Source organism: Bosea sp. AS-1 (assembly GCF_002220095.1).
Lineage (GTDB): Bacteria > Pseudomonadota > Alphaproteobacteria > Rhizobiales > Beijerinckiaceae > Allobosea.
The window spans coordinates 2,582,089-2,608,462 of sequence record NZ_CP022372.1; the positions used below are offsets into that span (position 1 = coordinate 2,582,089).

The 26,374-nt window shown below is 66.6% G+C and carries 22 protein-coding genes; 9 read left to right on the forward strand and 13 right to left on the reverse strand.

All coding sequences use genetic code 11. The features are described 5' to 3' along the window. Position 1 precedes the first annotated feature (1 nt). Positions 2-319 carry a hypothetical protein gene (locus CE453_RS14085; RefSeq protein ID WP_157733037.1) on the reverse strand — a complete coding sequence of 106 codons (318 nt, stop codon included), beginning with the start codon at positions 317-319 and terminating at the stop codon, positions 2-4. A gap of 166 nt (positions 320-485) precedes the next feature. Beyond that, positions 486-3,257 (reverse strand): ribonuclease E/G, encoded by a 2,772-nt coding sequence (locus tag CE453_RS14090; RefSeq protein WP_089175162.1) that lies wholly within the window; start codon positions 3,255-3,257, stop codon positions 486-488. 717 nt (positions 3,258-3,974) lie between these two features. On the opposite strand from CE453_RS14090, the gene CE453_RS14095 reads away from it, so the two are divergent. The 6 genes from CE453_RS14095 to CE453_RS14120 all read left to right on the forward strand — a co-directional run bounded on the left by CE453_RS14095 (position 3,975) and on the right by CE453_RS14120 (position 10,895). Beyond that, positions 3,975-5,180 (forward strand): N-acetylmuramoyl-L-alanine amidase, encoded by a 1,206-nt coding sequence (locus tag CE453_RS14095; protein WP_089175163.1) that lies wholly within the window; start codon positions 3,975-3,977, stop codon positions 5,178-5,180. A 138-nt stretch (positions 5,181-5,318) separates the two neighbouring features. Beyond that, positions 5,319-7,763 (forward strand): penicillin-binding protein 1A, encoded by a 2,445-nt coding sequence (locus CE453_RS14100; protein ID WP_089175164.1) that lies wholly within the window; start codon positions 5,319-5,321, stop codon positions 7,761-7,763. A 485-nt stretch (positions 7,764-8,248) separates the two neighbouring features. Next, positions 8,249-9,268 (forward strand): tonB-system energizer ExbB, encoded by a 1,020-nt coding sequence (exbB, locus tag CE453_RS14105; RefSeq protein WP_089175165.1) that lies wholly within the window; start codon positions 8,249-8,251, stop codon positions 9,266-9,268. Between the two features lie 3 nt (positions 9,269-9,271). Beyond that, positions 9,272-9,718 carry a TonB system transport protein ExbD gene (gene exbD / locus CE453_RS14110; protein ID WP_089175166.1) on the forward strand — a complete coding sequence of 149 codons (447 nt, stop codon included), beginning with the start codon at positions 9,272-9,274 and terminating at the stop codon, positions 9,716-9,718. Beyond that, entirely contained in the window at positions 9,715-10,578 is an 864-nt protein-coding gene (locus CE453_RS29460; RefSeq protein ID WP_089175167.1) for an energy transducer TonB, read from the forward strand. Before exbD ends, CE453_RS29460 begins: the two co-directional genes overlap by 4 nt. Positions 10,579-10,646: 68 nt before the next feature. Beyond that, positions 10,647-10,895: a hypothetical protein gene (locus tag CE453_RS14120; RefSeq protein ID WP_089175168.1), complete on the forward strand. Its 249-nt coding sequence runs from the start codon at positions 10,647-10,649 to the stop codon at positions 10,893-10,895. Here the strand turns inward: CE453_RS14120 and CE453_RS14125 are convergent. Next, positions 10,877-11,902: a LysR family transcriptional regulator gene (locus tag CE453_RS14125; protein WP_089175169.1), complete on the reverse strand. Its 1,026-nt coding sequence runs from the start codon at positions 11,900-11,902 to the stop codon at positions 10,877-10,879. The genes CE453_RS14120 and CE453_RS14125 overlap by 19 nt on opposite strands. A gap of 108 nt (positions 11,903-12,010) precedes the next feature. Here CE453_RS14125 and CE453_RS14130 point away from each other — a divergent pair, with 108 nt between their 5' ends. The 3 genes from CE453_RS14130 (at position 12,011) to CE453_RS14140 (ending at position 17,355) form a co-directional block, all read left to right on the forward strand. Then, positions 12,011-12,847 (forward strand): alpha/beta hydrolase fold domain-containing protein, encoded by an 837-nt coding sequence (locus CE453_RS14130; protein WP_089175170.1) that lies wholly within the window; start codon positions 12,011-12,013, stop codon positions 12,845-12,847. 50 nt (positions 12,848-12,897) lie between these two features. Next, the gene (locus CE453_RS14135; RefSeq protein WP_089175171.1) at positions 12,898-14,097 is read left to right on the forward strand and encodes an efflux RND transporter periplasmic adaptor subunit; all 1,200 of its coding nucleotides are present in this window, start codon (positions 12,898-12,900) and stop codon (positions 14,095-14,097) included. A 78-nt stretch (positions 14,098-14,175) separates the two neighbouring features. Next, entirely contained in the window at positions 14,176-17,355 is a 3,180-nt protein-coding gene (locus tag CE453_RS14140) for an efflux RND transporter permease subunit (protein WP_089175172.1), read from the forward strand. Between the two features lie 53 nt (positions 17,356-17,408). Here the strand turns inward: CE453_RS14140 and CE453_RS14145 are convergent, their stop codons facing one another. From CE453_RS14145 to CE453_RS14190, 10 genes are all read right to left on the reverse strand, one after another. Continuing rightward, the gene (locus CE453_RS14145; protein WP_089175173.1) at positions 17,409-18,233 is read right to left on the reverse strand and encodes an inositol monophosphatase family protein; all 825 of its coding nucleotides are present in this window, start codon (positions 18,231-18,233) and stop codon (positions 17,409-17,411) included. Continuing rightward, complete coding sequence (locus CE453_RS14150; protein ID WP_089175174.1) at positions 18,230-19,072, reverse strand: endonuclease/exonuclease/phosphatase family protein; 843 nt, start codon at positions 19,070-19,072, stop codon at positions 18,230-18,232. The genes CE453_RS14145 and CE453_RS14150 overlap by 4 nt, the downstream gene beginning before the upstream one ends. A 16-nt stretch (positions 19,073-19,088) precedes the next feature. Continuing rightward, positions 19,089-19,952: a carbohydrate ABC transporter permease gene (locus tag CE453_RS14155; protein ID WP_198302341.1), complete on the reverse strand. Its 864-nt coding sequence runs from the start codon at positions 19,950-19,952 to the stop codon at positions 19,089-19,091. Next, entirely contained in the window at positions 19,949-20,827 is an 879-nt protein-coding gene (locus tag CE453_RS14160; protein ID WP_089175175.1) for a carbohydrate ABC transporter permease, read from the reverse strand. The genes CE453_RS14155 and CE453_RS14160 overlap by 4 nt, the downstream gene beginning before the upstream one ends. 19 nt (positions 20,828-20,846) lie before the next feature. Continuing rightward, positions 20,847-22,136, reverse strand: coding sequence for an ABC transporter substrate-binding protein (locus CE453_RS14165; RefSeq protein ID WP_089175176.1), 1,290 nt, complete (start codon positions 22,134-22,136; stop codon positions 20,847-20,849). Between the two features lie 54 nt (positions 22,137-22,190). Continuing rightward, the gene (locus CE453_RS14170) at positions 22,191-23,228 is read right to left on the reverse strand and encodes an ABC transporter ATP-binding protein (protein ID WP_089175177.1); all 1,038 of its coding nucleotides are present in this window, start codon (positions 23,226-23,228) and stop codon (positions 22,191-22,193) included. A gap of 169 nt (positions 23,229-23,397) precedes the next feature. After that, positions 23,398-24,171: an amino acid ABC transporter ATP-binding protein gene (locus CE453_RS14175; RefSeq protein ID WP_089175178.1), complete on the reverse strand. Its 774-nt coding sequence runs from the start codon at positions 24,169-24,171 to the stop codon at positions 23,398-23,400. Then, a complete protein-coding gene (locus CE453_RS14180) occupies positions 24,171-24,824 on the reverse strand; it encodes an amino acid ABC transporter permease (RefSeq protein ID WP_089175179.1) in 654 nt (217 codons plus the stop codon). The genes CE453_RS14175 and CE453_RS14180 overlap by 1 nt, the downstream gene beginning before the upstream one ends. A 10-nt stretch (positions 24,825-24,834) precedes the next feature. Next, the gene (locus tag CE453_RS14185; protein WP_089175180.1) at positions 24,835-25,494 is read right to left on the reverse strand and encodes an amino acid ABC transporter permease; all 660 of its coding nucleotides are present in this window, start codon (positions 25,492-25,494) and stop codon (positions 24,835-24,837) included. A gap of 15 nt (positions 25,495-25,509) precedes the next feature. Then, the gene (locus tag CE453_RS14190) at positions 25,510-26,355 is read right to left on the reverse strand and encodes a transporter substrate-binding domain-containing protein (RefSeq protein ID WP_089175181.1); all 846 of its coding nucleotides are present in this window, start codon (positions 26,353-26,355) and stop codon (positions 25,510-25,512) included. Positions 26,356-26,374 lie beyond the last annotated feature (19 nt).

Consider the following 26,374-nt stretch of genomic DNA (forward strand, 5'->3'; position numbering starts at 1 on the left):
ATCAGAGCAGCAGGAACAGGCCGAAGCCGACGATCGCCAGCGCGGCGCCGAAGAGGCGAGCGAATTGTGCGGCGGTGGCCACCGATAGACGCTCGGCGCGACGGCTTGCGCGGGCGCTGCTGTCCGCGCTCTCGCTGCGATACTGCTCGGCATAGAGGCCCGGCGTCATTTGCGGGCCGATGGGTCGGTCGCCTTCGAGATCGACCCGGACCGCGATAAACAGGACGAGCAGCCCGAGGAGACCGACTCCAAACCAGCCGGCCGCACGCCAGGCGAGGGCGGCGAGCACCAGAAGCGCTGCCGCCGAGAGGACGGTCAAGACAAGGCGCTCCGGACTGCGCGGCGGCGACATGCAGGCTCCGTCACGGCATTTCGCGATGGGCGATCATGCCGTGTTTCGCGGCACCGGCCAATGGCATGCTTCACCACGAAAAAGGCCCGCTGCGGAACAGCGGGCCTTTTCGATCTCGTGATGTCGCTTCGGCTTAGGAGCGGCCGGCGAGCCTGTTCCACCAGCCGCCGCGCTTCGGCCGCGTCGGATCCGGCTCGGTCAGGACGACTGCGACGGGCTCCTCCGCCGGTGCTCGGGGCGCAGGTGCCTCGGGTTCGGGCGCAGGCGCAGGCTCGCTGGCCGCCGGTTCCGCAGCGGCCTTTGCAGGCTTCTCGGCGACCGGCTCGGGCGCCGACGGAGCGGGTTCGACCGCCGCGCCGTCTTCGGTTATGGGCACCACCTTCTTGCGCGAACGGCTACGCTTCGGCTTCTCGGCCGGGGCGGCCTCGACCACCACGGCTTCAGCGGCTTCGGGGGCCTTGGCAGCTTCGGCTTCCTTCGCGGCCTTCGGCTTGCGGGCGCGACTGCGCTTCGGCTTGGCCTCCTCGGCCGGCGGCGCCCCTTCTTCGACGACGACGGCTTCCGTTGCCTCTACAGCTTCAGCCGCCGGGGCCTCGGCTGCGATCTCGACGGTGACGGTTTCGGTGGCGACGGAGTCCTCGCCCTCATCGTCGCCTTCGTCATCGTCCTCGCCGGCGGCGCCTTCGCCCTGCAGGTTCTGCTGGTCGCGCTCGCCACCCCGCCGACGGCGCCGACGCGGGCGGCGCCGACGACCGTCGCGGCCTTCGGCATCGCCGCGCTCGTCCTGGGTGTCGCCCGCGGCGGTTTCGCTGTCGCCGGTTTCGGCATCGAGGGCCGCGGCTTCGGCGGCGGCATCGAGCGCTTCGTCGTCGACGTCGGAGGCAATGGCCTCGGCCTTGAAGGGTGAGGGCACCACGCGAGCCTCATTGCCGACAAATTCGCCGCGCTCGACCTCGAAGTAACGGGTGCCGAGCAGGTTCGGGTCGGTCGAGATCGTGATCGCGATGGCGAAGCGGTTTTCGAGATCCGCCAGATGCGCGCGCTTCTGGTTGAGGACGTAGAGCGCGACTTCCGGCCGGGTGCGGACGGTGAGGTTGTGCGAGGCGCTCTTGATCAACGTCTCCTCCAGCGCGCGCAGGATCTGCAGCGCGACCGACGGCGTCGAGCGGATCATGCCGGCGCCGGCGCAGTGCGGGCAAGGCACCGAGGACGATTCGAGCACGCCGGTGCGGATGCGCTGGCGCGACATCTCCAGCAGGCCGAAGGCCGAGATGCGGCCGACCTGGATGCGGGCGCGATCGTCCTTCAGGCATTCCTTCAGCTTCTTCTCGACGGCGCGGTTGTTCCGATTCTCCTCCATGTCGATGAAGTCGATCACGATGAGACCGGCGAGGTCGCGCAAGCGCAGCTGGCGGGAGATTTCCTCGGCCGCTTCGAGATTGGTCTTGAGGGCCGTGTCCTCGATGTTGTGCTCGCGCGTCGAGCGGCCTGAGTTGATGTCGATCGCGACCAGCGCCTCGGTCTGGTTGATGACGAGGTAGCCGCCGGACTTCAGCGTCACCGTGTTCGAGAACATCGCGTCGAGCTGGCTCTCGACGCCGAAGGCGGCGAAGAGCGGAGTCTGCTCGCGATAGGGCTTCACGCTCTTGGCATGGCTCGGCATGAGCATGCGCATGAAGTCCTTGGCCTCGCGATAGGCCGTCTCGCCGGCGACGTGAACCTCGTCGATGTCCTTGTTGTAGAGATCGCGGATCGAGCGCTTGACGAGGTTGCCCTCCTCATAGACCAGCGCAGGCGCGACCGAGGCGAGCGTCAGCTCGCGCACGCTCTCCCACATCCGCATCAAGTACTCGTAGTCGCGCTTGATCTCGACCTTGGTGCGCGAAGCGCCGGCCGTGCGCAGGATGAGACCCATCCCCTCCGGCACCTCCAGCTCCTGGGCGATCTCCTTGAGCCGCTTGCGGTCCTCGGCGTTGGTGATCTTGCGCGAGATGCCGCCGCCCTTGCCGGTGTTCGGCATCAGCACCGAATAGCGGCCGGCGAGCGAGAGATAGGTGGTCAGCGCCGCACCCTTGTTGCCGCGCTCCTCCTTGACGACCTGGACCAGGATGATCTGGCGGCGCTTGATCACCTCCTGGATCTTGTACTGGCGGCGCGACTGGCGGTGCGGGCGCTCCGGCATGTCGTCGAGGGCGTCGCCGCCGCCGAGCTGCTCGGGCTGCTCCTCGTGCTCGTCCTGTTCGTCGTTGCCGTCATCCTCGCCGCCCTCGTCGTCGGAGGGCTTGCGGGCTTCCGTCGCCTGCTCGCTGGCGTCGGCCTGCGGCGCGGCGACCGTCTCGAAGGTCAGGGGGGCAGCGTTCTCGGCTGCGTCCTCGGTCGTCGATTCCGCGACGTCGGGGGCGAAGACCTGGCCGAAGGCAGGCGCGCCCTCGTTGACCATGGCGGCTTCCTTGCCGTCGGTCTCGACGTGCTCGCCGGCGCTGTCGTTAGTAACCTCGATCTCGGCGGAGACGGTCTCGTCGGCAGCCGCCTTCTTGGCGCGGTTGTCGCGATCGCCGCGGCGGCCGCGGCGGCCGCGCTTCTCGCGCCGCTCCTCGTCGCGCTCCTCATCCCGTTCGGCACGGGCCTCGTCGTCGAGGAGCGCCTGCCGGTCGGCGACCGGGATCTGGTAGTAGTCCGGATGAATCTCGGAGAAGGCGAGGAAGCCGTGCCGGTTGCCGCCATACTCGACGAAGGCCGCCTGGAGCGACGGCTCCACGCGGGTTACCTTGGCGAGGTAGATGTTGCCGCGGAGCGGCTTGCGGCTTGCGGATTCGAAATCAAACTCTTCGACGCGGGATCCGCGCACCACCACGACCCGGGTCTCTTCCGGGTGGGTGGCATCGATAAGCATTTTGTTGGCCATCAGAAATTTCCATAGGAGCGGCCGCCGGCAAGGCTCGCGAGGTTGCGGAAACGAATCCGCTGCCGCGAGCCGGGGCGCCGCTGAAGAGCCGGTCGAAGCCGGCATGTTGCAGGAGGAAGAATTCGGTCGGAACAGGAATGCGGGTCGGGACAGCCGAGCGGACGAAATGCCCGGTGCCATCCCGCAGGTTTGAACGATTCACCGATGATACGTGCGGCGTCGTCTGCCCCGTCATCTGCCCTGACCTGCGGTGTACCCATCTGACGACGGGCACTCCGCGTTTGCACGCTCGCGAGACAGGGCAGGGCGCAGAACTCGCAATCCCGACCCCGCCCTCTGCGGACGATCCGTTATGGTCGATCTGCTGCCTATACCCCGAATGGGTAGAGGCCCAGCCTGCACCGGACGCCGACGGATGGTTCGATCCGGATGTGTCCTGCGGGCAGGTTGGAGAGCAACCATGTTCCATTACAGATAGGTCACAGTGATTTGCAAGTCACATCGCAGACGGATCGCATCTTGCGGAGGCTGCCAAGGTTCATCGCGTGATGACGGCGTGGTAACGCCCTGTTAGGAATTCGGGTCGCCTATGGTTAAGCATTGGTGACGACAAGCGGGATTTTTCAGCTGTTTTCGCGCATCCGTCAGAGCAAGCCGGGCGCTTTTCCTGCGATTTTTCGCTGGAAGGCGCTGTCCGATCCATGGCGGCGTGCTGCCATGGCTGCCGGGCTGTGCGCGGCTCTCGGGGCCGTTCCCGCGCAGGGCGAACCGGCCAAGTCGCAGAATGATTTTCCTGTCGCGACCGACGTTCGGCTCGAGCAGCAGGGCGAGACGGTCAAGCTCTCCATGGCGCTCTCGACGGTCATCGGCGTCGAGGCGTGGGTCCAGGCGGCTCCCGACCGCGTCATCATCGAACTGCCGTCGACGAATTTCCAGATCCAGTCCGGCGCGCGCAAGAGCGCCGGCTTCATCAGCGCCTATCGCTACGGGCTGTTCACGGCGGACAAGGCTCGAATCATCATCGACCTGTCGCAGCCGGCGACCATTGTGAAGGCGGAGGCCAAGGCGTTGCGCGGTGGCCTCGGCGAGCTCGTGATCGAGCTCCGCAAGACCAGTCGCTCCGAGTTTCTGGCGGAAGCGGCGAAGGCGAAGAAGGCGAACACGACGGTCGCTGCTCCGGCTCCGGCTAAGCCGCCGGGCGAGACCCGCCGCACGGTCGTGATCGACCCTGGGCATGGCGGTATCGATCCGGGCACGGTCGTCGCCTCGATCGCCGAGAAGTCGGTGGTGCTGAATTTCGGCCTCGCGTTGAAGGAGCAGCTCGAAGCCTCGGGCCGCTACCGGGTGATCATGACCCGCGACGACGACCGCTTTGTGCCGCTCGCGGACCGGGTGAAGGTCGGGCAGGACGAGAAGGCGGATCTCTTCATCTCCATCCACGCCGATTCGCTGATGCAGGCGAAGGATGTCCGCGGCGCCACCATCTATACCCGCTCCGAGCGGGCGACCGACGCCGAGGCTGCCAAGCTCGCCGCCAAGGAAAACGAGGCGGACGCCGCGGCTGGCCTGGAAACTAGCGAAGAGGTGCAGGACGTCGCTGGCATCCTGATTGATCTCGCGCGGCGCGAAACACGAACCTTTTCAGGTGTTTTCGCCCGCAACCTCGTGGACAAGATGGGAGCTTCGGTCCGCATGCACAAGATCCCGCTGCGCTCGGCCCGCTTCTGGGTCCTGAGCGCGCCGGACGTGCCGTCCGTGCTGATCGAGCTCGGCTACATGTCGAGCCCGAAAGATGCCGAGCTGTTGACTTCGGCCGAATGGCGCGGAAAAGCGGTTGGTGCCGTCGGTGCGGCGGTCGAAGAATATTTTGCCCGTGAGCGCGCTTCGGTCGGGCAGGCGGCCGAGAACCGGCACGCCCAGTAGCTCGCCAGATGCGTCGAGTTGAGAGGAATTGTGGTCGCGAGGCCACGGTTCCGCCATCTCGGTCATGTTATAGCTTTCCGTTGCGAAGCGCCCCGATCCGGCGCACGCCGGGTGCAGAAATGGGGTCCGGGACCTGAGATGCGGTTTATCCTGCGAATCTTCGGATGGTTGTTCGCTGCGGGTGCGATCGCCTTCGTGATCGGTGCTGCCGTGTTCGGCGGCCTGATCTGGCACTATTCCCAGGATCTGCCCGACTACGCCCAGCTGCGGAACTACGAGCCGCCGGTGATGACCCGCGTCCATGCGGGCGACGGCAGCCTGATCGCCGAATATGCCCGTGAACGGCGCCTCTATATCCCGATCCAGGCTGTGCCGAAGCTCGTCGTCGACGCCTATATCTCGGCGGAGGACAAGAACTTCTACAAGCATATGGGTGTGGACCCGGAAGGTCTCGCCCGCGCCGCGATCTACAATTTCCGCAACCGCGGGGCCAATCGCCGGCCGCAGGGCGCCTCGACCATCACCCAGCAGGTGGCAAAGAACTTCCTCGTCGGCTCGGAGCAGTCGCTGGAGCGCAAGATCCGCGAGGCGCTCGTCGCGCTGAAGCTCGAATCGACCTACTCGAAGGACAAGATCCTCGAGCTCTATCTCAACGAGATCTATCTCGGCGCCCCGGCGCCCGGCCTCGGCAGCTACGGCATCGCGGCCGCGGCGCTGAACTATTTCGGCAAGTCGGTGCATGAGCTGAACCTGCAGGAAGCCGCCTATCTCGCGGCCCTGCCGAAGGCGCCGAGCGACCTCCAGCCGTTCCGCAATACCGACCGGGCGATCGAGCGCCGCAACTACGTGATCGACCGCATGGTCGAGAACGGCTACGTCAAGCGCGACGTCGCCGAGGCGGCGAAGAAGCAGCCGCTCGGCGTCAATCCGCGCCAGGTCTCGCCGAACAACATCGCCGCCGGCTATTTCGCCGAGGAAATCCGCCGCGAGCTGCAGGATCGCTACGGCGAGAAGAAGCTGCTCGAGGGCGGCTTGTCGGTTCGCGCCACGGTCGATCCCAAGATCCAGCTGATGGCGCGAAAGGCGCTGGTCGACGGGCTGGTGCGCTTCGACGAGGCGCGCGGCTGGCGCGGCGCGGTCCAGAAGCTCGACATCGCCGGGCAGGATTGGGGCAAGGCGCTCGGCGAATTGCCGGTGCTGGGCGATGTCGCCCCCTGGCGCCTCGCCGTGGTGCTCGACGTCAACGGCGACAGCGCCAAGCTCGGCCTGCACCCGTTGCGCGACAATGCCGGCAACCTGAATACCGCGCGCGAAACCGTCACCCTGGCGGGCGACGGCATCAAATGGACGCGACGCGCCCGCGTCTCGCAGGCGGTTTCGGTCGGCGATGTCGTCTATGTCGAGCCGATGGCGAACCGGCAGGGCTATGCCCGCCTGCGCCAGCTGCCCGAGATCAACGGCGCCATCGTGGTGATGGATCCGTTCTCCGGCCGCGTGCTCGCCATGGTCGGCGGCTTCAGCCACGACCAGTCGGAGTTCAACCGCGCGACCCAGGCGCTGCGCCAGCCGGGTTCGTCCTTCAAGCCCTTCGTCTATTCGACTGCGCTCGACAATGGTTACACGCCGTCGAGCATCATCCTCGACGCGCCGATCGAGATCGACCAGGGCGGTGGCCTCGGCATGTGGCGGCCCGAGAACTTCGGCGGAAAATGGAGTGGTCCGCGCACGCTGCGCTATGGCATCCAGTTCTCCAAGAACCTGATGACCGTGCGTCTTGCCAAGGACGTCGGCATGCCGCTGATCGCGGAATATGCCCGCCGCTTCGGCATCTATGACGATCTCCAGCCCGTGCTGTCGATGTCGCTGGGCGCTGGCGAGACGACCGTGATGCGGATGACGGCGGCCTATTCGATGCTGGTCAATGGCGGCAAGCGCATTCGGCCGACGCTGATCGACCGCATCCAGGACCGCACCGGCAGCACCATCTTCCGCCACGATCAGCGCGTCTGCGAAGGCTGCAACGCCGACAAATGGGGCAACCAGCCTGAGCCGCGACTGGTCGATAACCGCGAGCAGGTGATCGATCCGCTGACGGCCTATCAGATGGTCTCGATCCTCGAAGGCGTGGTCAACGCCGGTACGGCGACCGTGGTGAAGTCGGTCGGCAAGCCGCTGGCCGGCAAGACCGGCACGACCAACGACGCCAAGGACGTCTGGTTCTGCGGCTTCTCGCCGGATCTCGCCGTCGGCGTCTATATGGGCTTCGACAAGCCGAAGTCGCTCGGTACCTCCGCGACCGCGGGCCAGTATGCCGCGCCGATCTTCCGCGACTTCATGACCGTCGCGCTGAAGGACAAGCCGGCGACCCCGTTCCGCGTGCCCGCCGGCATCAAGCTGATCCGCGTCGATCCGAAGACGGGCATGCGCACCAGCGGCGAGGGCGGCATCCTCGAGGCCTTCAAGCCCGGCACCGCGCCGCCCGACAGCTACTCTGTGATCGGAGCGGCTGGAGATGGCGGCGGCGCACCCAGCGCGGCAGGTGGCGGGCGCGCCATCGGCTCCGGCACGGGCGGCCTCTACTAAAAAGACGGCTCTGCTTGCTGCGGCTCATCTCGCCGCAGCACGATGAGGCACGCGCAGCTCTTCCAGCTCCTCAATGCGCGTGTCGGTTCCTCCGCGTGATCGCGGCTGCCGGACGAACGTCGTTGGCCAGACCATACCGGCTATTCGAAAAGTGAATGCCGTTTCCGGGCAGATCTTCCGGGGGCGGATTCACGTCGAAAGAGAGACGCTAAACGGTTGTATCGCCTCGGCTGCCGCTGACGTTGTGCCTCTGCGAAACGCGGATCGGCTATCCCGAGACGCAGCGAAGCCTTGACACGGCGAGATGTTTCCAACACTCGTGCGGCTCGCAAGTCGCTGATAATACGTGTCTTTTTTATTTATTCCAATGTGAGATCGTTGGCTCTCCTGCCATCTCGTCGTTCTTGGACAATGGCGGAACGGTGCCTGTTCTTCGGCGGCGGGGCAGGGCGAGCGACGATCGCGCGGTGGATGCAGGGCCGGTCATGACAAAGCTGTTTCGTTGGGCATTCCTCGCGGCGAGCCTGTTGCTGCCCGCCTCAGCCACACTGGCCCAAGCTCCCGAGTCGTCGAACCCGCCAACGGTCCAGCAGGCACCTCCCGCGTCTTCCACGCCGGCTCCTGGGCCGGTGAACCCGCTGCCGCCGGCTGTGCCCCAGATGGGGATCGCGCCGCCGAGCGCGGCCCATCCGCCGCTTCAGCCGGCCGGCGCACCGACCGTTGCGCCTTCTGTGGCGTCAGCGATCCTCCCGCACGACCTGTCGCCCTGGGGCATGTTCATGGCGGCCGACATCATTGTGAAGGGCGTGATGATCGGCCTCGCCTTCGCCTCGCTGGTGACCTGGACGATCTGGCTCGCCAAGGCGATGGAACTCACTGCCGCGAAGACCGGCGCCCAGCGCGCCCTGCGGCGGATCGAGGCGGCCGACAGCCTCGGTGAGGCGGCCCGCACCGTTGCGGGCAAGGACGGCAAACTGCGCGGCGCCGTGGGCACGCTGCTTGCCGCGGCCCAGGACGAGACGCGCCGCTCGGCCGATCTCGGCGAGGAGGGCACCAAGGAGCGGGCGGCGATCGCGCTCTCCAGGATCGAGGCCCGCGCCGGCCGCAACATGGCCCGCGGCACCGGCCTGCTGGCGACGATCGGTTCCACGGCGCCCTTCGTCGGCCTGTTCGGCACGGTCTGGGGCATCATGAATTCCTTCATCGGCATCAGCCAGTCGAAGACGACCAACCTCGCCGTGGTGGCGCCAGGCATCGCCGAGGCGCTGCTGGCGACGGCGATCGGCCTGGTTGCAGCGATTCCCGCCGTCATCATCTACAACGTCTTCGCCCGTGCCATCACGGGCTACCGCGCCACGCTCTCCGATGCCTCCGGCGAGATCCTGCGTCACCTCTCGCGCGATCTGGAACGGCGGCAGCGCGGCGTCGCGGCTGCGCCGGCTCGTGCGCCCCTGCAGGCGGTGCAATCTGCCGCCATGGCCATGCCGCGCGTACCGGCGGAGTGAGCCATGGCCGTTTCGCTCAAGGACCCGCAGGACGGCGACCTCGGCGAGGTTGCGGACATCAACGTCACGCCCTTCATCGACGTCATCCTCGTGCTGCTGATCATCTTCATGGTGGCGGCTCCGCTCTCGACCGTGGATGTCGCGGTCGATTTACCGGTCTCGAATGCTCAGCCGCAGCCTCGCCCGGATACGCCGCTCTTCCTGACGGTGAAGGAAGATCTCTCGCTCGCGCTCGGCAATGACGCGGTGCCGCGCCCGGCCTTGCAGGCGACATTGGACCAGCGCACCGGCAATGACCGCGAGCAGCGCATCTTCCTGCGGGCTGATGGTGCCGTCGCCTATCGCGAGCTGATGGAGGTGATGAACCTGCTGCGCAACGCCGGCTATCTCAAGATCGCACTCGTCGGTCTCGAGGATACGGGGCAGGGCGCTTCGGTGGCCAAGCCATGAGCCTTGCGCGCCCATCCCAGCCGCGCCTTTGGCCGGCGGTGCTGCGTTGGAGCACCGCTGCCTTGGTCGTCGCTGGTGCTCATGGCGCGGCGGGTTGGGCGGTCGCAACCTGGCAGCGTGCCGAAGCCGCTGCGGGGGCGCCGCCCGCAGCCGTGATGATCGAGCTGGCTCCGCTTGCCGTCGCGCCGGAAACGCCGGAGCAGGAGATCGCTCCCGGTCCGCAGATGGCCGAATCCGAACCGGAGCCGCCGCCGCCCGAACCGGTCCAGCCGCCGAAGGAGGTCGAGCCGCCTCCGCCTGAGGAGCCCGAGCCCGTCGCGCTGCCAGAACCCGAAATCAAGATTCCGGAGCTTCCACCCCTGCCGGATCCCGCGGCCGTGCTTTCGCCTCCGCCGAAGCAGGCGCCACCTCCACCGCCGAAGGAAATCCAGCGCAAGCCGCCGCCGAAGCCGAAGGTGGTGCAGCGGAGAAAACCGGTGAATCCAGACAAGCCCCGTGCCGAGCAGAATTCAGCGCCGACCGCGCAGGCGCAGCTCGCCCCGCGCGCTGCCGCTCCCGCGCCCGGCGCTTCATCCCCCTCTCCGGCGGCGACGGCGAGCTGGCGCGGCACGCTGATCGCCCATCTCAACCGCTTCAAGCGGTTCCCGAGCGGGGCGAGCCCCGGCACCGTGCAGGTCGCCTTCAGCATCGACCGGGGCGGGCGCGTGTTGTCGGCGCGACTGGTACGGGGCTCCGGCGATGCGGCGCTCGACGAGGAGGCAGTGGCGATGATCCGCCGGGCGAGCCCTGTGCCGCCGCCGCCCGATGGCCTCGGCGGCGGCTCCGTGTCGCTCGCCGTTCCGATCCGCTTCTCGCGATAGCGGCATAGGGGTTGAACCGCGGCGCTTTCCGGCGGTTAATCCGGGCGGGCACGGAGAGGAGATTTGCGATGATCGGACCGAAACTCGCTGCCGGCCTTCTGCTGGCCCTCCTGTGCAGCGGCTGCGTCACGCTCGAGGAACGACGCGCGGCCGACGAGGCTCGCTGCCGGTCCTACGGCTTCCGCCCCGGCAGCGAAGGCTTCGCCAACTGCCTGCTGCAGATCGATCTCGATCGTTCCGCCGAGCGCCGCTACCAGTTCGATCGCTTCGACGCGAGTTTCGGCGGGGGCCCCTGGTATCACTGGCGGCGCTGGTAGCGTCCGTCCTCTTCCGTGGGCGGATGCCGGGGAGCGCTCGGACGTTCCGGCACTGTGATCGGCTCGACGGTCAGGCAGCCGGGGCACGCCGCGTCCGGTTTCGGGATGACATCGCCGTTCGCGAAGAGCTCCGCCAGCCAGTCGACGAAGACGCGCACCTTGTTGCTGAGATGCCGGTTCGGCGGATAGACGATGTGGAGGGGTTTGGGAGCTGTGCACCAGTCGAGCAGCAGCGGGACGAGGCGGCCGTCGGCAAGCGCGTCGCGCGCCATAAAGGTCGGCAGCTGCACGATACCATGCCCGGCGAGCCCTGCGGCGAGATAACCCGTGCCGTCATTCAGGGAGATCGTGTAGCGACCCGAGATCTCGATCGTCTCGCTGCGATTCTGATAGACCATTGCCATGATGCGGCTGCCGAGAGCCGGACGGTAGGCCACGATCTGGTGCCCATCCTCGATATCGCGAGGGTGAAGCGGCGTGCCGAAGCGGGCGAGATAATCCGGCGCGGCGCAGGTGATGAGCTGCATTTCCCCGATCCGACGGGCAATGAGGCTCTGGTCGGCTATCTCGCCGGCGCGTACGGCGCAGTCCAGGTTCTCGCCGATCAGATCGGCGGGGCGGTCGCTCAGGCCCAGATCGAGCTGGATATCGGGATAGCGGGCGTGGAACTCATGCAGGGCGGGGATGATTACCGAGATCGCCAATGACGAGCTGCAATCGACCCTGAGCCGCCCGCTCGGGCGGGCCTGCGCCAGCGTCAGGCTGCCATCGAGCTCGTCGAGCTCCGAGAGGAGCCGCAGCGCCCGCTCGTAATAGGCCGCCCCGTCCATGGTCACGGTGACCCGCCGTGTCGTGCGGTTCAGCAGCTTGGCCCGCAGATGCGTTTCGAGCTGCTGGATCAATTTCGTAACCGTCGGCTTCGGCGTGTCGAGAAGATCGGCTGCCCGGGTGAAGGTGCCGGTTTCGACGACCCTGATGAAAGCCCGCATCGCTGCCAGCTGGTCCATGCAGCCCCTAATTGTTTCTGTCTGTGAATAATGAATGAACAAATAGCCTATTTATTCGTAATTGGCTATTTCCTAACTCATGTTGCGACGCAACAGCGAGGATGCGCCATGCCGGCCATCGCCACGCAGAGACTGCAACCGGTCCTCTCCGTCTTCTGGCGGGAGGAAAGCCTGACCGTGGGCGGGGAGACCGTCACCGGTCGCCTCTACGTCCCGGCCGAGGTGCCGGATGCCGCCGGGCTGGTGCTGCACCTGCATGGCGGCCATTTCAACAGCGGCTCCCTCGCCGAGGGCGAGGCGGTCGCGACGGCGCTGACCGAGGCCGGGGCCGTGGTGTTTTCACTGGCTTATCCGCTCGCGCCAGGGCGGCGCTTTCCGGAGACGCTGGAGGGTATCTATGGTGTGCTCGAGGCGCTTGCCAGAGGGCGGGCGCGCTGGACCACGCGCAAGGCGCCGCTCTACGTCGCCGGCGAGGAGGCGGGCGGCAATCTCGCGGCCGCGCTGGCAATGATGGCGCGTGATCGTGGCGGCCCGTCCTTGGCAGGCCAGATTCTGCTTTCGCCGATGCTCGATGCCTGCCTCGGCACCGCGTCGCTGCGCGGCGCCCAGGCTGGCCCCGTGGGTTGTCGTTGGGCCGATGGCTGGGCCGATTATCTCGGTGTCCCCGAGCGTGCGGCCCATCCCTATGCGGCGCCGCTGCACGCCGCCCGCCTCATCGGCTTGCCACCGGCGCTGTTGATCAGCGCGCAGGACGACCCGATGCGCGACGAGGCGGCGCAATATGCGGTCCGGCTCGGAGCGGCGGGTGTCACGGTCCGCCATATCGAACTTCCCGCGCCGACACGTTGGCCGCTGGCCTATGCCGAGGCGGCGAAAGAAGGCTCCTGCCTCTGTCGAACCTGCGGCGAGATCGCCGCTTTCTATGCCGGAACCGCGCCCTCCTAGCGGCTTCCCTTTCCGAACACCCCCATCCATTTCGAAGAAGGACCGACCCTATGATTCAGGGAACGAACCGTCGCGGCCTTTTGGCCGGTATCACCTTCTCCGTCGCTCTGGCCGCCATCGTCGCTGTTGCCCTGTCGGGCAGCCGGGCCCAGAGCGACACCAAGCCTGCCGCAGCGCCGGCCGTGCCCGTCTCGGTCGCAACCGTCGAGGCGCGCGAGGTCGTGCCCTGGGCGGAATTCTCCGGACGCCTGGAGGCGATCCAGCGCGTCGAACTGCGCTCGCGGGTCGCCGGTGTCGTCGAGGCGGTGCATTTCCGTGAGGGCAGCCTCGTCAAGCAGGGCGACCTGCTCGTCAGTATCGACCAGGCGCCTTATCTGGCCGATCTCCAGCGGGCCGAGGCGCAGGTGCAGGGTGCGAAGGCAAGGGTGGCGCTTGCGGAAAGTGAGAACGAGCGCGGCCAGCAGTTGCTGGCGACCCGCAACCTCTCCCAGCGCGACGTCGATACCCGCGTTAACAATCTGCGGGAAGCGCAGGCGAATCTCCAGGCTGCCGAGGCGGCCCGGCGCACGGCCCAGCTCAACCTCGACTACACCCAGATCCGTGCGCCGATCAGCGGCCGCATCGGCAGGCTCGATGTCACCACTGGCAATCTGATCGCAGCCGGCGGACAGGTGCTGACCACGCTGCTCTCGGTCGACCCGATCTACGCCGCCTTCAACGCCGACGAGCGCAGTGTGCTCGATGCACTGGCCTCGCTGCCGGAGGGTTCGCGGGTGCTGGAGCAGATTCCGGTCAGGCTCACCACGGCGACGGCCGAGCATGCGAGCTTCGCGGGCCGGCTGCATTTCGTCGACAACGGCATCGACGGCGCCAGCGGCACAGTGCGGGTGCGTGCATTGCTCGACAATCCTGACGGCAAGCTGATGCCGGGCCAGTTCGTCCGGGTCCAGCTCGGGCAGGCCAAGCCCGAGTCGCAGCTCGTCATCAACGAGCGAGCCGTCGGCACCGACCAGAACAAGAAGTTCGTCTTCGTGGTTGGCGACGACGGCAAGGCGGCCTGGCGCGAAGTTTCGCTCGGCGCCGCCCATGACGGGCTGAGGGTCGTCACCGACGGGTTGAAGGCGGGCGAGCGCATCGTCGTCAACGGGCTTCAGCGTGTGCGGCCGGGCGCCGTCGTCGCAGCCGAGCCGGTGCCCATGGCGCAGAAGAGCGAGCTGAAGAAGCCCGCGACGGAACTGGCGCAACGCTGACCACCCTGACCGGCCACGGGCGCTGCAAGGCAGGTCCGTGGCCTCCGGTCCAATAAGCCGCTCGAAAGGGGGCACCCCATGAATCTCTCGAAGTTCTTCATCGACCGGCCGATCTTCGCGGCGGTCCTGTCCGTCCTGATCCTGGTCGCCGGGCTGCTCTCGATCCGGGCCCTGCCGATCTCCGAGTACCCCGAAGTCGTGCCGCCGACGGTGGTCGTGCGGGCGCAATATCCCGGCGCCAGCCCGCGCGTCATCGCCGAGACGGTGGCGACGCCGATCGAGGAGCAGATCAACGGCGTCGAAGGCATGCTCTACATGTCGAGCCAGGCGACGACCGACGGGCTGATGACGCTGAACGTCACCTTCCGCCTCGGTACCGACCCGGACAAGGCGCAGCAGCTCGTGCAGAACCGCGTCAGCCAGGCCGAGCCGCGCCTGCCCGAAGAGGTGCGCCGGCTTGGCATCACCACGGTCAAGAGCTCGCCCGACCTGACGATGGTGGTGCACATCACCTCGCCGAACGGCCGCTACGACATGACCTATCTGCGCAACTACGCGGTGCTGAACGTCAAGGACCGGCTCGCCCGCATCGACGGCGTCGGCCAAGTCCAGCTCTTCGGCTCGGGGGACTATTCGATGCGCGTCTGGCTCGACCCGCAGAAGGTTGCCGAGCACGGCCTCTCCCCCGGCGATGTCGTGCGCGAGATCCGCGCCCAGAACGTCCAGGCCGCAGCCGGCGTCATCGGCGCTTCGCCGAACGCGCCGGGCCTCGACGTGCAGCTTTCGGTCAATGCCCAGGGCCGCCTCCAGACCGAGGAGCAGTTCGGCGACATCATCGTCAAGACCGGGGCCGACGGTGCGGTCGTGCGGCTGCGCGACGTCGCCCGCATCGAGCTCGGCGCGGCCGAATACGCGCTGCGCTCGCTGCTTAACGGCAAGTCGGCCGTCGCCGTGCCGGTGTTCCAGGCGCCGGGCTCGAACGCCATCGCGATCGCCGACCGCGTCCAGGAGACGATGCGCGAGATCAAGCAGAACATGCCCGAGGGCGTGGACTACTCGATCGTCTACGATACCACCCAGTTCGTCCGCGCCTCGATCAAGGCGGTGATCTCGACCTTGCTCGAAGCGGTCGCGCTCGTCGTGCTCGTCGTCATCGTCTTCCTGCAGACCTGGCGGGCCTCGATCATCCCGCTCGTGGCGGTGCCGGTCTCGGTCGTGGGCACCTTCGCGGTGATGTATGTGATGGGCTTCTCGATCAATGCGCTCAGCCTGTTCGGGCTGGTGCTCGCCATCGGCATCGTCGTCGACGATGCGATCGTCGTGGTCGAGAATGTCGAGCGCAACATCGAGAATGGGCTTTCCCCGCGCGAGGCGACCTACAAGGCGATGCGGGAGGTCTCCGGCCCGATCATCGCGATCGCGCTGGTGCTGGTCGCGGTCTTCGTGCCGCTCGCCTTTATCTCGGGCCTGACCGGGCAGTTCTATCGCCAGTTCGCGCTGACCATCGCGATCTCGACGGTGATCTCGGCGATCAATTCGCTGACGCTGTCGCCGGCGCTGGCCGCGCTGCTATTGAAGGGTCACCACGCACCCAAGGACGCGCTGACGCGCTTCATGGACAAGCTGTTTGGCTGGTTCTTCCGGGCCTTCAACCGCTTCTTCAACCGCTCCTCGGAGGCCTATGGCAGCAGTGTGCGGCGGGTGATCTCGCATCGCGCGGTGATGCTCGCCGTCTATGTCGTACTGCTCGGCCTGACCGGCGTGCTGTTCAGGGCAGTGCCGTCGGGCTTCGTGCCGAGTCAGGACAAGCAGTATCTCGTCGGCTTCGCCCAACTGCCTGATGCGGCAACCCTCGACCGGACGGAGGACGTCATCCGCCGCATGGACGAGATTGCGCTCAAGCATCCGGGCGTCGAGAACGCGATCTCCTTCCCCGGCCTCTCGATCAACGGTTTCACCAACTCGTCGAACTCGGGCATCGTTTTCGTCGGCCTGAAGCCCTTCGACCAGCGCAAGGACCCCGCGCTCAGCGGCAACGCCATCGCTGCCGACCTGAACAAGCAGTTCGGTGGCATCAAGGAGGCCTTCATCGCGATGTTCCCGCCGCCGCCCGTGCAGGGGCTCGGCACCATCGGTGGCTTCAAGCTGCAGATCGAGGATCGCGCCGGTCTGGGTTATGCGGCGCTCGACGAGGCGACCAAGGCCTTCATGGCCAAGGCCGCGCAGGCGCCGGAGATCGCTGGCATGTTCTCGAGCTTCCAGGTCAATGTTCCGCAGCTCTATGCCGATATCGACCGCACCAAGGCCCGCCAGCTCGGCGTGCCCGTGACGGAAGTCTTCGACACGTTGCAGACCTATCTCGGCTCGACCTATGTCAACGACTTCAACCGCTTCGGTCGGACCTACACCGTGCGTGTCCAGGCCGATGCGCCCTTCCGCGCTCTGCCCGAGCATATCGGCCAGCTCAAGGTCCGCTCGAATACCGGCGAGATGATCCCGCTCAGCGCGGTGCTCGACGTGCGGTCGGATTCCGGTCCGGAACGTGCGATGCGCTATAACGGCTTCCTCTCCGCCGACATCAATGCCGGCGCGGCGCCGGGCTTCTCTTCGGGACAGGCGCAGGCTGCCGTGCAACGGATCGCCGACGAGACCCTGCCGAAGGGCTTCGCCTTCGAATGGACCGAGCTGACCTATCAGGAGATCCTGGCTGGCAATTCGGCGGTGATCGTGTTCCCCGTCGCCATCCTGCTCGTCTTCCTCGTACTGGCGGCTCAGTATGAGAGCCTGACGCTGCCGATCGCGATCCTGCTTATCATCCCGATGGGCCTGCTCGCGGCGCTGACCGGCGTCTGGCTCTCGGGCGGCGACAACAACGTCTTCACCCAGATCGGCCTCGTCGTGCTGGTCGGGCTATCGGCCAAGAACGCCATCCTGATCGTCGAATTCGCGCGCGAGCTCGAATTCGAGGGCAGGACGCCGATTGCCGCCGCCATCGAAGCCAGCCGGCTGCGGCTCAGGCCGATCCTGATGACCTCGCTCGCCTTCATCATGGGCGTGGTGCCGCTCGTCACCTCGACCGGCGCGGGCGCCGAGATGCGGCAGGCGATGGGCATCGCGGTCTTCGCCGGCATGATCGGCGTCACCGCCTTCGGCATCTTCCTGACGCCGGTCTTCTACGTGCTGATGCGTAAGCTCGCGGGCAATCGCCCGCTCGCCCGGCACGATGTCGAAGTGCCGGCCCTGCAGGCCGCGGAGTGATGCGGAAACAGAGCCCGTGCCGTCGTACGGGCTCTGTCTTACCGACCAGTTGCTCAGTCGAGCAGGATGGCGCGGATGGCCTGCCAGCTCTCCGCGTCAGGCGCGCAGAGAAGCCCGGCCGGGCGTTCGGCTGGGGAGTAAGACCGGCCGTCGAGCAGCCGGGCGTGGCCGCCGGCTTCGCTGTAAAGCAGGACGCCCGGGGCATGATCCCAGGGGTTGAGGACGCCATAGAGCAGGAACTGCAAACGCCCCGCCGCCGCCAGTCGATATTCCTGGCCGCAGCAGCGCAGCGAGCCGACCTCCAGGAAGGCCGGGAAACGGCCGGGAAGCGCGCTGCGCAGCGGCTCGGGAAAATACTGCCAGCTCGCCATGCCGTTCATGAGATGCGGCGCGACCGAAGGCGCGACGCGTAGGTCGCGGCTCGTGCCGTCCGAATGGCCGAGCCACGCCCCTGCGCCGCGCAGGGCCATGGCGCTGTCCTCGGCCGTCGGGTCATGGATCACGGCGGCGACCATCTCTCCCCTGACGATGACGGCTGCCATGACCGCGAAGAGCGAGAGGTCGCTGGCATAGTTCAGCGTGCCGTCGATCGGGTCGATGACGAAGGCGAGATCGGCTCCCGCGAGCTTGCCGAGCAGGGTTGGATCCTTGGTGACGGCCTCTTCGCCAACCAGAGCAGCACCGGGAAAGGCCCTCGCCAGCTCGGCGCAGATGAAGCGCTCGGCCGCTTCGTCGGCCTCGGTGACGAGATCGACCGGGTTGTGCTTGGCACGGATGTCGCTGGCCGCAAGGCGACGAAAGCGCGGCATCACCTCGCGTCTTGCCGCCTCGCGCAGGATGGCGTCGAGCTGCTCATGCTCCTGCCGCGTGAAGATCATCCGAGGTCGAACTCGACTAGGATCGGCTGGTGGTCCGAGGCGCGCGTCTCGATGTCGTAGATAATGGAGCGTGCCCGCGCGGCGAGATCCGGCGTCGCCAGTACATAGTCGAGGCAGCCCGGCGGGCCGTAGGTCTGGTCGCAGATGAAGGCAGAGGGCGGGTGCGGTTCTGCGCCCTTCAATACTGGCCAGAGATCGACCAGCGGCGGCACGTCGCCTTCGAATGGTGCGAGCAACTGCGCCATTCCTGCATCGTCAGGGCGCATGTTGAAGTCGCCGGTCAGGATCGCGCTCGCCGCGTTCGGCGTCGGCGCATAGGTGTGCGGACCGGGCGCTCGCGGAGTCGACTGCCTCGCTGCGGCCATGCGCTGGATCTGCCTGATACCCTCGATCTGGGCGGCACGCAGCACGGGCGAGGAATATTCCAGATGCGTCGTCATCACGCGGAGCGGGCCAAAGGGCGTTTCGACCATGGCCTCGACCAGCACGCGTGGCATGTTGCGCGTGGCAGCGGCTTCCCAAGGCAGAACATGGCGCAGGGCCTGCGCCACCGGTAGCCGGGTCAGGACGAGGTTGCCGAAGCGCTTGCGGCCACCCGTGCCATCGGGGACGTCGACACCAATTGCCTCGATCGCGGTGAAGCCGGGCAGAAGCTCGCTGAACAGGGCGAACTGGTCGGTGCGGTCGTTGCCGTCGAGATCGGGGAAATTGGCCGCGACCTCCTGCAGGCAGAGCACGTCGAAATCCGCCATTTGCTTGGCATGGCGGATGATACGGTGAGGATCGACCTTGTCGTCGACGCCGCGAGCCCACTGGATGTTCCAGGTGATCAGCTTCATTGGATCGGTCGCGATGTCACTTGATGCCCGCGCGCATGAAGCTCTGCACGAACTGGCGCTGGAACAGCAGGAAGCCGACGAGCAGAGGTGCCGAGGTCATCAGCGTCGCGGCGCAGATCACCGCCCAGTCGATGCCCTGATCGGCCGAGGAGAAGACCTGCAAGCCCACCGTCAGCGGGCGCGATTCCACCGAGTTGGTGACGAGCAGAGGCCAGAGGAAGTTGTTCCAATGATAGCTGACCGAGACGAGGCCGTAGGCGATGTAGGTCGGCTTCGCGAGCGGGACATAGACCCGCATCAGCACCTGCAGCGGGCTCGCGCCCTCGACACGGGCGGCGTCGTCGAGTTCCTTGGGCACGGTCTTGAAGGTCTGCCGCAGCAGGAAGATGCCGAAGGCCGAGGCGATGTAAGGCAGGGCGATCGCGGGAATCGTGTCGATCAGGTCGACCTTTGCGAGGGTGCGGTAGTTCTCGACGATCAGCGCGTCCGGCATGATCATGAGCTGCGCCAGGATCAGCACGAAGGCGACGTCGCGGCCCCAGAAATCCTGCCGTGCCAGTGCATAAGCTGCGAGCGTCCCCAGCACGATCTGGAAGACGAGGATCATCGTGACGAGAATGAAGGTGTTGAGGAAATAGCGGGCGAAGGGCGCCGCCGCCCAGGCGCGAGTGAAGTTGTCCAGCGTCAGCGGCGCAGTCAGCACGAAGCGCGTGGTGTACTCGGCCGGGTGGAACGCCGCCCATACGGCGTAGGCCAGCGGCAGGATCCAGAGCAAAGCGAGCAGGATCGCTCCGGTGGATTCCAGCGTGAGCGACAGGCCTTTGGGTGCGTAGGGGTCGGTGCGTGTCGCGGCTGGGGCGGGTTGCGTCGGGGCACTCATTGGTAGTGCGTCCTGCGTTCGAGCCAGCCGTACTGGACGAAGGCGACGAGTGCGAGCAGCGCCAGCAGCACGCAGGTCAGCGTGGCGGCGTAAGCCGTGTCCCAGAAGCCGAAGCCGACCTGGTAGATGTAGTAGAGCAGCAAGGTGGTGGCGTTGTCCGGCCCGCCGCGCGTCATCACCACGATATGGTCGACCATGCGGAAGGCGTTGATCACGGCGTTGATCAGCACGAACAGCGTCGTCGGCATCAGCAACGGGAACTGGATGCGCCGGAAGAAGGTCCAGCGCGAGGCTCCCTCGATCGCAGCCGCCTCGCCGAGGCTGGGCGGTATCGCCTGCAGCGCCGCAAGGTAGAAGATCATGAAGAAGCCGGCTTCCTTCCAGATCGCGACGACGGTGATGGCGTAGAGCGCGGTATCCTGCGAGCCGAGCCAATTGGTCGAGCGCGCTCCGAACAAGCCGGTGATCTGCTCCAGCAGGCCGTATTGCGGCGTGTAGAAGAACAGCCAGATGTTCGCGACCGCGATCATCGGCAGGATCGTCGGGGTGAAATAGGCCATGCGGACGAGCGTGCGCCCAGCGATCCTGTCATTGACCCAGACCGCCATCAGTAGCGCCAGCGCGATCGAGGTCGGGATGGTGCCGAGCGCGAACCAGAGGTTGTTGCTCAGCGCCTTCCAGAAGATCGGATCGGCCAGCATCTGCTGGTAGTTGTCGAGCCCGATGAAGCGCGCCGGGCGGCGCGCCTTCGGGGTCGAGTAGAAGCTCTCGATGAAGCTCGCGACCGCGGGCCAGTGCGTGAACAGGGCTAGGCACGCCATGGCCGGCAGCAGGAGCAGCCAGCCATGGATCGTCGCGGTCGCGCGGTTCGTCATCGAGCGCTCGGCTTCCCGGTCAGCGATAGGGCTTCAGGATGCGCTCGGCCTCGGCCTGCGCATCCTCCATCGCCTTCTGCGGCGCCTTGGTGCCGGTCAGGGCAGCCTGCAGCCCGTCGTTCAGTGCCTTGGTGACGCGCTGGTTCTCGTGGGTCGAGAGCTCGGCCACCGCGCTCGAGAGCTGGTCGCGCGCGACGATCGCCTGCGGGAAGTCGGCGACGTATTTCTTCATCGCCTCGGTCTCGTAGGCCGCCGGCGTCACGCCGACATAGCCGGTGTCGATGCTCCATTGGGCGGCGCGCTCGGGCGTGGTGATCCAGCGCACGAACTTGAAGGCGGCTTCCTGCTCGGCCTTGGTCGCCTTCTTCGACAGGTAGAAATTGCCGCCGCCGGTCGGGCTGCCCGGCTTCTTGCCGGCCGGCAGCACCGCGACGCCGAAGGGGAACTTGGCGTTGGCGCGGACATTGGTGAGGTTGCCGGTGGTGGTCCACATCATCGCAACCTTCTTCTCGAAGAAGTCGCGCGGCGTGGTGCCCCATTCGACGATGCCGGGCGGGTGGACCTTGTACTTCTGCGCGAGGTCGACCCAGTACTGCAGCGCCTCGACGACGCCGGGTGCGGCATAATCGGTCTTGTCGCCCGCGCTGTTGGCGAGAATTGCGCCGGCTTGCGTCGTCAGGCCCTGGAACAGCCAGTAGGGGAAGCCGGAGGAGGGGATCTGGATGCCCCATTGCGTGGTGTTGCCGGAGGCGTCGCGCTTGGTCAGCTTCTGCGCGAATTCAACCTGCTCCGCCCAATTCTTCGGCGGCTTTTCGGGATCGAGGCCGGCTTCCTTGAACAGATCCTTGTTCCAGTAGAGCACCACCGTGGAGCGCTGGAACGGGATGCCCCAGGTCTTGCCGCCGGTCTGGCTGTTCTCCATGAAGCCGGGATAGAAGCCGGCAAGCCACTTCTTGTCCTCGTCGGTCTTGATGAAGTCGTCGAAAGGAACGATGGCTTCTTCGTCGATCAGCGTGAACATGTCGGTCGAGAGCAGCACCGAGAGCACCGGCGGGTTGCCGCTCTTATGTGCCGTCAGCGCCTTGACGATCGTCTCCTGATAGGTGCCGGCATAGATCGGCTTCACCTTGAGGCCGGCATTGTCCTTCTCGAAGCCGGCGGCATAGGCGTCGATCAGCTTGGTGATCGGGCCGCCGACCGCGACCGGATAGAAGAACGAGAGTTCGGCGCCCTGCGCCCGCGCGATACCCGGCAGCGCCGTCGCACCTGCAAGCGCCGCCGCGCCGCCCAAAAATTCACGCCTGTCCATAATGTCCTCTCTCCCTTGCTGGGATGGTTCGAGCGTCCGACACTCACGGCCGGTTCAGTTCCGAACCACCTTCCGTTCCGACGCTTGGTCGAACCAATGCAGCGCCGCCTGTGACAGTCTGATGTAGATCGTCTCGCCGGCTGTCGCGCGGAGCTTCCCGGGGCGCCTGACGATGAAGGAATGGCCGTCGACCCGCGTTTCGATCAGCGTGTCGGCGCCGAGATACTCGGCCGTCACCACCTCGGCGGCGATGCCGCTCTCGCCGATCTCCGTCATTTCGGGGCGGATGCCTACGGCGAGCCCGGCCGGGTCGAGACCGGGCGGGGGGCTGAGCGTGCCACCGCGCGTCTGCACGGAGGCGAGCGGCAGCACGTTCATCGGCGGGGTGCCGACGAAACGAGCGGCGAAGATCGTCTCCGGGTTCTCATAGAGGGCGTCGGGCGTAGCGTCCTGCTCGATCTTGCCGTTGCGCATCAGCACGACCTGATCGGCCATCGTCATCGCCTCGACCTGATCATGCGTGACATAGACCATGGTCATGCCGAGCCGCTGCTGCAGTTCGCGGATCTCGCGGCGCATCTCGACGCGCAGCTGCGCATCGAGGTTGGAGAGCGGCTCGTCCATCAGGCAGACCGGCGCCTCGGCGACGATGGCGCGGCCGAGCGCGACACGCTGCTGCTGGCCGCCGGAGAGCTGCGAGGGCTTGCGGTCGAGCAGCCTGGCGAGGCCGAGGATGGAGGCGGCGCGGGCGAGGCGGGCGTCGCGGTCCGCGCGCGACACCTTGCGCACTTTCAGCCCGAACAGGATGTTCTCCGCGACCGAGAGATGCGGGAACAGCGCATAGTTCTGAAAGACCATGGCGATGCCGCGCCGGGACGGCGCCGCATGGGTGACGTCGCGGCCGCCGATCGCGATGGTGCCGCTGTTCGAGTCCTCCAGCCCGGCGATCAGCCTGAGCGTTGTCGACTTGCCGCAGCCGGACGGCCCGAGCAGCGCGACGAGCTTGCCGCCTTCGACCGTGAAGCTGATGCCGTCGACGGCGGCTGCGCCACCCCAGCTCTTCGAAACAGCCTTGAGCTCTACCGAAACCATTCGCGACCCGGCCGTTCCAGCAATCCATGATGAGCCGGCGCAAAAGCTCGCTGCCGCCGGCTATGTGCGCGCGAGCTTGAAGCTAAAATTCGCTCCGAGACAAGAGCGGCCTCCGGCTCGATGCTGCAGTTCCTGTGTGGGAGCGCCGGTTCGCCGACCGATCCGGGCGCTAATGCCGTGTGTTGCGCAGGAACTCGGCGAGGCGGGTGCTCCTGGGATTGCCGAAAATCTCGGCGGGCGGGCCTTCCTCATGGATGCGCCCCTGTTCCATGAAGACGACGCGGCTGGAGACGTCGCGGGCGAAACGCATCTCGTGGGTGACGATGAGCAGCGTCGCCCCGTCTTCGGCGATGCCCTTCACGGTGTTCAGCACCTCCTGCACGAGCTCGGGGTCGAGTGCGGAGGTGACCTCATCGAGCAGCACGAGCTTGGGGTTCATCGCCAGTGCCCGGGCGATGGCAACGCGCTGCTGCTGGCCGCCGGAGAGCTGGCTCGGGTAATGATCCGCCCGTGCGGCGAGCCCGACCCGTGCCAGCCATTTCTCGGCGATGGCGCGCGCCTCCGCTTTCGGCAGCCTGAGCACCTTGCGCAGGCCCAGCATGACATTGCCTGCGGCGCTGAGATGCGGGAACAGGTTGAAGCTCTGGAAGACCATGCCGGTCATGGCGCGCTGGCGCGACAACTCTCGGTCGCCGAGGCGGTGCCGGCGTCCGTTCGTTGCGCGGTAGCCGATGGTCTCGCCATCGAGGATGATGTCGCCGCCCTGATACTCCTCGAGCAGGTTGACGCAGCGCAGCAGCGTCGTCTTGCCCGAGCCGCTGGAGCCGATGATCGAGACGACATCGCCCTGGTCGAGGTTGAGATCGACGCCCTTGAGCACCTCGGTCGCACCGAACTGCTTGGTCAGCCCGCGAATGGCGAGAAGGGGTTGCCGCTTGTCCATCAATGCTGTCCCACGCGCCGTTCGAGGCTCTTGCCGAGCTGGTCCAGGGCGATGTTGATCACAAGGTAGACGATGCCGGCGAAGACGTAGAACTGGATCGTCATGAAGGTGCGGCCGATCACCTCCTGCGTGCGCAGCAGGAGCTCGCCGACGCCGATGATCGAGAGCAGGCTGGAGCCCTTGATCAATTCGACGCCGGTGTTGATCCAGGGGGGCAGGGCGCTGCGCGCCGCCTGCGGCAGCAGCACATAGGCGAGAAGTTGCGGGAAGGTGAGGCCGATGCTGCGTCCGGCTTCCGCCTGCCCCGGCGGAATCGCCTGCAGGGCGCCGCGCAGCAATTCGCCGATATGGGCGCCGGCGAAGAGCGTCAGCGCCAGCGTGCCCGCCTCGGTCGGGCCGAGGCTCAAGCCGACGACGGAGGGGATGTAGAAGGCGGCGAGGATCAGCACGAGCACCGGCGTGCCGCGCATGATGTCGACATAGAGTCGGAAGGGCAGGCGCAGCCACCAGGGCGCATAGGCGAGCTGGATGCCGACGAGCAGCCCCAGCAGGGTGCCGAACAGGATCGCGCCCGCGGAGATTCCGACGGTCAGCAGCAACCCGTCCCAGAGCGGCCAGCGGGCGATCCAGAGCTGATCGAGAAAGGGTTGCATCGAATCTCGCTCAGAACTTGGGGAAGCGCCGTTCGAGACCGCGCAGCAGGGCGGCGATCACGACGCAGGCGGCGATGTAGAGACCGCTCGCCACCATCCAGGTCTCGATGACGCGGAAGGTGTCGACATTGATCTTGCGGGCCTCGAAGGTCAGCTCCGGCACGGCGATGGCGGCGGCGATGGACGAATCCTTGAACATCCCGATGAAGGTGTTGCCGAGCGAGGGCAGGGCATTGCGCAGCATGATCGGCGCCACGACCGAGACATTGGTCTGCAGCCGTGTCAGCCCGATCGAACGCGCGGCCTCGATCACGCCCTTCGGCACCGAGAGCAGCCCGGCCCGGAACACCTCGGTGAGATAGGCACCGGAATAGAGCGCGAGCGCGCCGGCGAAGCTCTGGTACTTGTCGAGCGCGATGCCGACCTGCGGCAGGGCGAAATAGGCGAGCAGCACCAGGACGAGCAGCGGCAGGTTGCGGATCAGCGAGACGTAGAGCCCGGCGAGGCTCCGGAGCGGGCGATAGGGCGAGACCGCGGCGAAGGCCGCCAGCAGCCCGAGCAAGGTGCCGATGGCGACCGCGACGACGGCCAGCGCAAGCCCGATGGCGAGCCCCGACAGAAGCCTGTCGAAGCTCGCCCAGACGGCGCCAAAATGCAGCGAATATTCCACGAGGCGCTATGCGGCTCAGCGGAATTCCTGCGGGAAGCCGATCTTCGGTTCCGGTGGCGTCTCGCCGAACCAGCGCTCGAAGGCGGCCTTGTAGAGCGGGAAGGTGGTGCCGGTCATCGATTCGCGCAGTGCGACATTGACGAAGTTGAGCCAGTCCTGGTCACCCTGTCGGACGATGCAGGAATAGGTCTGCGGGTTCCAGCTATAGCCGGAATCGACGTAGCGGCCGGGATTCTGCTTCATGTAGTAGCGCAGCGAGGAGGAATCGGTCGCAGCGGCCTGGGCCCGGCCCGAATTCAGCGCCTGATACATCAGGTCGACGCTGTCGAACTGGTCGACCTTGGCTTCGGGCAGCGCATCCTTGACCATCTTCTCGGCGAAGACGTTCTGCAGTACCGAGACCGTCACCTTGGACCCTGCGGCCTTCATGGCCGCATAATCGGCATAGGGGCCGCCCGCGACCATCATCAGGCTGACGCCTTCGCGGTAATAGGGCACGGTGAAGGCGACCTGCTGGGCGCGCGCGGCCGTGACGGTGACGAACTGGCAGGCGATGTCGACCTTGCCGGTGACGATGTTGGGGATGCGGGCGTCCGAAGCCTGGTTGACGAACTCGATCTTGTTCGGGTCATCGAACAGGCCTTGCGCGATGATCTTGGCGATCTCGATGTCGAAGCCGACGAGCTCGTTCTTCTCGTTGCGGAAATGCCAGGGCGGGTTGGTGCTGCCGGTGCCGACGATCAGCTTGCCACGGTTCAGCACCTCCTTGAGCTTGCCCTGCGCGGAGGCGTCCGTGGCCGGCATCAGCGCGCAGGCGACGACACCAAGTCCTGCCGCGATCTTCATCAGATTCTGAAACATTGGCATCCCCTCTGTTTGT

Coding starts and splice junctions, on each gene's coding strand:
- CE453_RS14090 (WP_089175162.1), bottom strand. CDS start 3,257: ATGGCCAACAAAATGCTTATCGATGCCACCCACCCGGAAGAGACCCGG.
- CE453_RS14095 (WP_089175163.1), top strand. CDS start 3,975: ATGGCTGCCGGGCTGTGCGCGGCTCTCGGGGCCGTTCCCGCGCAGGGC.
- CE453_RS14100 (WP_089175164.1), top strand. CDS start 5,319: ATGCGGTTTATCCTGCGAATCTTCGGATGGTTGTTCGCTGCGGGTGCG.
- exbB (WP_089175165.1), top strand. CDS start 8,249: ATGACAAAGCTGTTTCGTTGGGCATTCCTCGCGGCGAGCCTGTTGCTG.
- exbD (WP_089175166.1), top strand. CDS start 9,272: ATGGCCGTTTCGCTCAAGGACCCGCAGGACGGCGACCTCGGCGAGGTT.
- CE453_RS29460 (WP_089175167.1), top strand. CDS start 9,715: ATGAGCCTTGCGCGCCCATCCCAGCCGCGCCTTTGGCCGGCGGTGCTG.
- CE453_RS14120 (WP_089175168.1), top strand. CDS start 10,647: ATGATCGGACCGAAACTCGCTGCCGGCCTTCTGCTGGCCCTCCTGTGC.
- CE453_RS14125 (WP_089175169.1), bottom strand. CDS start 11,902: ATGGACCAGCTGGCAGCGATGCGGGCTTTCATCAGGGTCGTCGAAACC.
- CE453_RS14130 (WP_089175170.1), top strand. CDS start 12,011: ATGCCGGCCATCGCCACGCAGAGACTGCAACCGGTCCTCTCCGTCTTC.
- CE453_RS14135 (WP_089175171.1), top strand. CDS start 12,898: ATGATTCAGGGAACGAACCGTCGCGGCCTTTTGGCCGGTATCACCTTC.
- CE453_RS14140 (WP_089175172.1), top strand. CDS start 14,176: ATGAATCTCTCGAAGTTCTTCATCGACCGGCCGATCTTCGCGGCGGTC.
- CE453_RS14145 (WP_089175173.1), bottom strand. CDS start 18,233: ATGATCTTCACGCGGCAGGAGCATGAGCAGCTCGACGCCATCCTGCGC.
- CE453_RS14150 (WP_089175174.1), bottom strand. CDS start 19,072: ATGAAGCTGATCACCTGGAACATCCAGTGGGCTCGCGGCGTCGACGAC.
- CE453_RS14155 (WP_198302341.1), bottom strand. CDS start 19,952: ATGAGTGCCCCGACGCAACCCGCCCCAGCCGCGACACGCACCGACCCC.
- CE453_RS14160 (WP_089175175.1), bottom strand. CDS start 20,827: ATGACGAACCGCGCGACCGCGACGATCCATGGCTGGCTGCTCCTGCTG.
- CE453_RS14165 (WP_089175176.1), bottom strand. CDS start 22,136: ATGGACAGGCGTGAATTTTTGGGCGGCGCGGCGGCGCTTGCAGGTGCG.
- CE453_RS14170 (WP_089175177.1), bottom strand. CDS start 23,228: ATGGTTTCGGTAGAGCTCAAGGCTGTTTCGAAGAGCTGGGGTGGCGCA.
- CE453_RS14175 (WP_089175178.1), bottom strand. CDS start 24,171: ATGGACAAGCGGCAACCCCTTCTCGCCATTCGCGGGCTGACCAAGCAG.
- CE453_RS14180 (WP_089175179.1), bottom strand. CDS start 24,824: ATGCAACCCTTTCTCGATCAGCTCTGGATCGCCCGCTGGCCGCTCTGG.
- CE453_RS14190 (WP_089175181.1), bottom strand. CDS start 26,355: ATGTTTCAGAATCTGATGAAGATCGCGGCAGGACTTGGTGTCGTCGCC.